The sequence below is a fragment of the Porphyromonas loveana genome (genome assembly GCF_003096695.1).
Lineage (GTDB): Bacteria > Bacteroidota > Bacteroidia > Bacteroidales > Porphyromonadaceae > Porphyromonas > Porphyromonas loveana.
On sequence record NZ_QEKY01000031.1, the window covers coordinates 1 to 5227 of the forward strand.

The window sequence follows — 5227 nt, forward strand, 5'->3', positions numbered from 1 at the left end:
CTCTTAGTTCTATACTCGGATTATGCCGGCGGGCATAGTGTATATGAGTCTTGTGAGATAATGTCCGCCTTAAGTCGGTCTTTATAGAACAAAGTCTTTGCCCCGCTGTTTTAGGGGTGTGTCTTTCAAGAGACAAGCTTTTTTAGTGTGTTTTAATCATATTATTTTTTTCAAAACAATCGATTATGAAGTTAAACAAATTGTTTTTGGTCGGAGCTCTACTCGCATTCGGGTTGACTTCTTGTAACAAAGATGACAATGGTGCGCAGGTAAATCCCGAGGGAGATACTTACGTATCCGTTTCGATGTCCGTACCCCAGCAGAACCGAGCCGGAGATGGCGACTACAATTCTATCGGCACCTATGCCGGTGTTGACAAAATCAACGACATGACAATCTATCTGGCCGGCGATGGCAAGGTAGAGGTCAGAAAGCTCGCCGTTGCGGACCTGACCGTGGACGCTACGCCCGCGACCGGAGCCACGGTAACGACGGCACCTTTCCAGGTAAAGAGCGGCGTGAAAACAGTTTATGCCGTTATCAACATCACGCCTGCCGTAGAAACAGCCCTGAACGCAGCCACCAATGCCGCGGACCTCAAGACAGCTTACGAGGCTGCCTACGTGGCTTTCGGTGAGGCAGGAAGCGAGATTGCCAAGCTCGAATCCGGCAAGGATGTGATGCTCATGTCCGGGGACCCCGTGGAACAGACGATTCTGCCTAATGTAAGCGCGGCCAATGCTCCCACACAGAACAAGGTGGCCATATCGGTTAAGCGTGCAGCTGCCCGTGTGTCCATGACGATCACACAGCAGCCCGTGAACGGAGCCTACGAAATCAAAGCTCTGCGCCCGGGCGGCACGGAAGTGCTGATCGCCACAGTCTCTGACCTGAACTGGTCCGTGGCTCAGTATGAGAAGAAGTACTACCTGCAGCAAAAGACCGATGCGCTCTCTCCTGCAGCCGGCTATATCCCGACTTCCGTAAACGACTACAACGGAGCAGCCGGAGCCATGGCCCACTACGACTACTCTCAGTTGGCCAACAGAACGCCGGTTCACCAACTGAATGCCCCTTATGCGGCAACCGACGTTCCCAACGTAGCATACAAGTATGTCTCTGAAACGACTCATGCCGATACAGACTACAGAAAGGGCAACACGGCTTACATCCTCGTCAAGGGCAAACTCACGCCCGCCCCGGCCATGTGGGCAGCCGGCGAACAAGCTGCATACCAAGCCGGCGGCGACCTCTTCCTGGGACTCGTAACGGGTAAGTTCTATGCCTCGGAAGCAAATGCAAATGCAGCCAATCCCGCTTCCGGAACTGCGACCACTCCTCGCGTTGTGACTTACAAGGCCGCAGCCGTTTACTACTATGCCTGGTTGAACCCCAACACGTTGGATCCGACAACATGGACGATATCTCCGGCTCGTCGTAACAACATCTACAATGTGAACATCTCCAAGTTCCGCAACATCGGTCTTTCCGGCAATCCGTTCGTTCCCACAGATCCGCAAAACCCCAACAACCCGGATACGCCCAACAACCCCGACACGCCGGACCCCGAAGACCCCGACACGCCCAACCCCGAAGAGCCGCTGCCCGTACAGAAGACTTACATGGTCGTAGAAGTGACGGTGACTCCCTGGACGTTGCACACATATGATATCGAGTTCTAATCAAACGAGAGATCTCGCATAGCTAAAAAGAGAAGGGGGAGAGAATCATCGTTTCTTTCCGAGAGAAGAGACCGTGGGTCTCTCTCCCTTTGTTTTTCTTCTTTATTTTTCGAATAACTAAAACATAAGCAAATGGATATTCGCAAACTGTTTCTTGCCCTGCCGGTTTTGTTGGCGCTCCTGGGGGCACTGACCTCGTGTGACAAATTGATCTACGACCAGAACAACTATGACAATTGTGAGCGAGGTATTTACGTCAACTTCTATGCACAAACGGAATGTGCCGATGCACCGTCCTATCCCGTCGAAGTGACGCGATTGAATGTCTATGCTTTCGATGCCAACAATGTGCTTTGCAGCACACAGACGGTTGACAACGTGCGGTTGTCAAGCGATTACGAGCTCTTGGTGCCGCTCAAGGACGAGGGGCTCTACACCATTCTGGCATGGGGTAACATCAGCGGCCATTACGATCTGCGGGACGTAGTCGTAGGCCAAACCACCAAGCAGCAAATTCTTTTCCGCCTCAAGCAGGCAGGCATGACGGGGGAAGACCTGACCGGAGCGACGCTCTGGTACGGCGAGTCACCCGTGGCACATCTGCAGGACATGGAAGACGGCGGAGACCAATATATCCACACGCGCGCCAATCTGCGCGAGTACACCAATCGCGTGACCGTATTCGTCGAAGGAGTGCCCAACCCCGAAGACTACGAGGTGCGTCTGGCATCAAGCAACGGCACTTATCAGATCAACGGCAAAGTGGCCAAGGCCGACTCCACCTACTACCCGGGCGAGACCCTGGTCGTGAGCGACAGCACGGCACGAGCCTTCTTCACCACCCTCAAGCTCGAGAGCGGTCACGAGAACACGCTCATCGTCATGGACAAGAAGACGGGCCAGGAGTTCTTCCGCACCGATCTGGTGGGCATCATCCTGACGAGCAACTATGCGGCTAACATCAACTTCCGCTGTCTCAACGACTTCGAGGTGCGACTAAAGGCCAATCCCTGCAACGGTGGCTATATGATCGTAGAAGTATGGGTGAACGACTGGCTCGTACACACCTACGACGTCGAGTTTTAACACCTCCGCTCACTCTCCCGCGGGGAGAGAAAGCACAAGCAAGACTTGATTAGGCGGCACTCTTGGTTAGGAAAGAGCCTCCGGTGCCGCAACAAGAGATACAGAACTATGAAACTAAATATCCGGAAAATGAAGCTGTTAAAAATCAAACATATTGTGTTCCTCTTGTTTCTGCTCATCCTCTCGGGATGTAACAAAGAGACAGGGCCCCAGACGCAACCCGACGTCTTTCTCTCGGTGAGTGCCAGAGCGGCGCACACCAATGGCGAGGAATCGATCAATATGGATACGGAAGACTTCGAGGATCGTGTACACAGCCTCGCCATGTTGGTCTTCGACTCAGGAACGGGCACAAAGATTGCCGAGCACGTCACCACGACGATCGGAAGCGGAGAGAGCACCTACGCCTTTACAACGAAAATGACCCCGGGGCAGCGTGACTTCTACTTTATCGCCAATATGCCGGCTGTCCAGGCGGCACTGAGTGCGATTACGACCAAGGCCGAAATGGACGCTTTCATGCAGGATGTCCGCGAACTGACAGCGGCACACTATCTGGGAGCCTCGAACGAAGTCGGTTTCCCGATGGCACGCGTCTATACGAATCAGACGATTGCTTCGGGCGGAACGGCCTCCAATCCCCTGCCCTTCAAACCCAATGGAGAGAGCAACGTGAAATTGGTACGCGTGGTGGCCAAATTGGAAGTGATCCTGACCGAAGGCGTCGAGAACCTCCATACGATCGAGTTGATCAATGCCAACAGACACTTCCGTCTGCTCTCTGTCCAGACAGAGCCCACGCACTACTACGGCACGGTGACGCTCAAACGCGTGGGAACGACGAACCGTTGGCTCGCCTATATGCCGGAAGCCTATATTCCCAATACGAAATGGTGGGGAATGGCCGGCAACGTAAACAACCAACCCATCAACTATTTCCGCATTACGACCAAGGGCGGTCTCGTGCACGATGTACCTGTCATCACCCATGATGCAGCCATCCCGGGCGGACAGTATCTGCCCTTTGCCAAGGGTGAGCTGCCCCAGAAGCCCGACTACATGATTTACAGAAACCATCATTACAGATATCAGATCCGGAATCTGCCCGACAAAATAGAGATCAAATACTCCATCACCGACTGGAATGTGGTGGCCAAAGACACCTATATGGGCTACGGCTACAATGTGGAAGTTGATCAAGACGGCAAAATCACCATCACGAACACGATGCTCAACTGCGATCCCCATCAGGTGACGCTCGTAGCCAAAAACGGCGCTCACTTCGGCACAACCGGCAACACGACACAAACGTTCAGCCAATTGGCCGACGGCGCATCCGCCACCTATCAGGTCAACCGGGATGCCGTGGCCGCAGGCGTTGCCTATCTGGAGGTTTACTACAACCGGACACCCGGCACGGGCAACGTCCCCGACCATGTTTTCATCAAGAAATAGAGGGAAAAGAAATTATGAAAAATTATCTGCTATATGTCTCGTTCTTAGCGAGCCTTTTCTTGGTTGCGTGCTCGAAGACTCCCGTGGAGCCGACCGCGAACCGATCCATTGAGATTTCTTTGCGCGTGGACGAATTCACCAATGCCGGCGGAACCGTCCGTGCAGAACGAAGCCAGGGCAGCGATGCCGAGCGGCTGATCACCAATCTCTATCTCGTGCTCTTTGACAATACGGGAGCCAATCCCGACAGGTACTATATCACCGGCAACACTTTCGCCGGCGGTACGTGGAATGCGGCCGAGATGAAGGTGAAGTTGGACATGACCCAGACCCAGGCCGGAGAGCGCCGCGTGTACGTCATCACCAATGTCGATCCGACGATGAAGACGGCTCTGGATGCCGTCACAACGGAAAGCGGTCTGCAGAGCGTCAGGCGGACGACCGCCCTGCCGTGGTCGACCAATATCGTCTCTCCATTCTTGATGGCCGGAAACAAAACGCACGACTTCACGGCCAATCATCTTTTGGACAATGTGCCCCTGGTACGTGCCGTGGCCAAGGTGGAGCTGAATATTGCCCTAAGTGAAAAATTTCAGACTCTGCCGACCATTGTCAATGGTAATCTGAGTGAGTTTAAATTCAGATACGTAAACTTCGACAAAGACACCTACGTAGTAAAACCCTCAACCAAACCGGACAATCTCGTTAGTTCTGCGAACGACATTTGGCCTCAGATGACCGATTGGACCGTATGGGGCGCTACGTTAAATACCTCTCCTGTGCCGGACGCGGGAACAGGGTATTCCCTGAATGCAGACGGCAAAGTGACGGCACTGAGGATCGTCACCTATCTGAACGAACGGGACAACAAGGGGGCTGCCATAGAGTTGGCCCTTCCCCGCGTGGATGACGGCAATCTCCCCCCGCCTGAATTCGGGCCCGAGCTCTACCGACTCCCCCTGCCCGAAAAAGTGATCCGGAATAACTGGTATAAGTACGATCTG

General features: G+C 53.7%; 4 protein-coding genes. All 4 read left to right on the plus strand.

Annotation, left to right across the window (positions count from 1 at the left end; translation table 11 throughout):
• The first annotated feature begins 185 nt into the window (after nucleotides 1-185).
• The gene (locus C7382_RS09880; RefSeq protein ID WP_165815155.1) at nucleotides 186-1682 is read left to right on the plus strand and encodes an Mfa1 family fimbria major subunit; all 1497 of its coding nucleotides are present in this window, start codon (nucleotides 186-188) and stop codon (nucleotides 1680-1682) included.
• A gap of 132 nt (nucleotides 1683-1814) precedes the next feature.
• Nucleotides 1815-2768: a FimB/Mfa2 family fimbrial subunit gene (locus C7382_RS09885; RefSeq protein WP_116680096.1), complete on the plus strand. Its 954-nt coding sequence runs from the start codon at nucleotides 1815-1817 to the stop codon at nucleotides 2766-2768.
• A 129-nt stretch (nucleotides 2769-2897) separates the two neighbouring features.
• On the plus strand, nucleotides 2898-4223 hold the full coding sequence (locus C7382_RS09890) for a fimbrial protein (protein WP_116680097.1): 1326 nt from the start codon (nucleotides 2898-2900) through the stop codon (nucleotides 4221-4223).
• A gap of 14 nt (nucleotides 4224-4237) precedes the next feature.
• Nucleotides 4238-5227, plus strand: a 990-nt coding sequence (locus C7382_RS09895) for a fimbrial protein (RefSeq protein ID WP_116680098.1), incomplete at its 3' end; no start/stop codon positions are given.

Excerpts from the sequence above, each read along its gene's own strand:
- C7382_RS09890 (WP_116680097.1), top strand. The coding sequence starts at position 2,898 with ATGAAGCTGTTAAAAATCAAACATATTGTGTTCCTCTTGTTTCTGCTC.
- C7382_RS09885 (WP_116680096.1), top strand. The coding sequence starts at position 1,815 with ATGGATATTCGCAAACTGTTTCTTGCCCTGCCGGTTTTGTTGGCGCTC.
- C7382_RS09880 (WP_165815155.1), top strand. The coding sequence starts at position 186 with ATGAAGTTAAACAAATTGTTTTTGGTCGGAGCTCTACTCGCATTCGGG.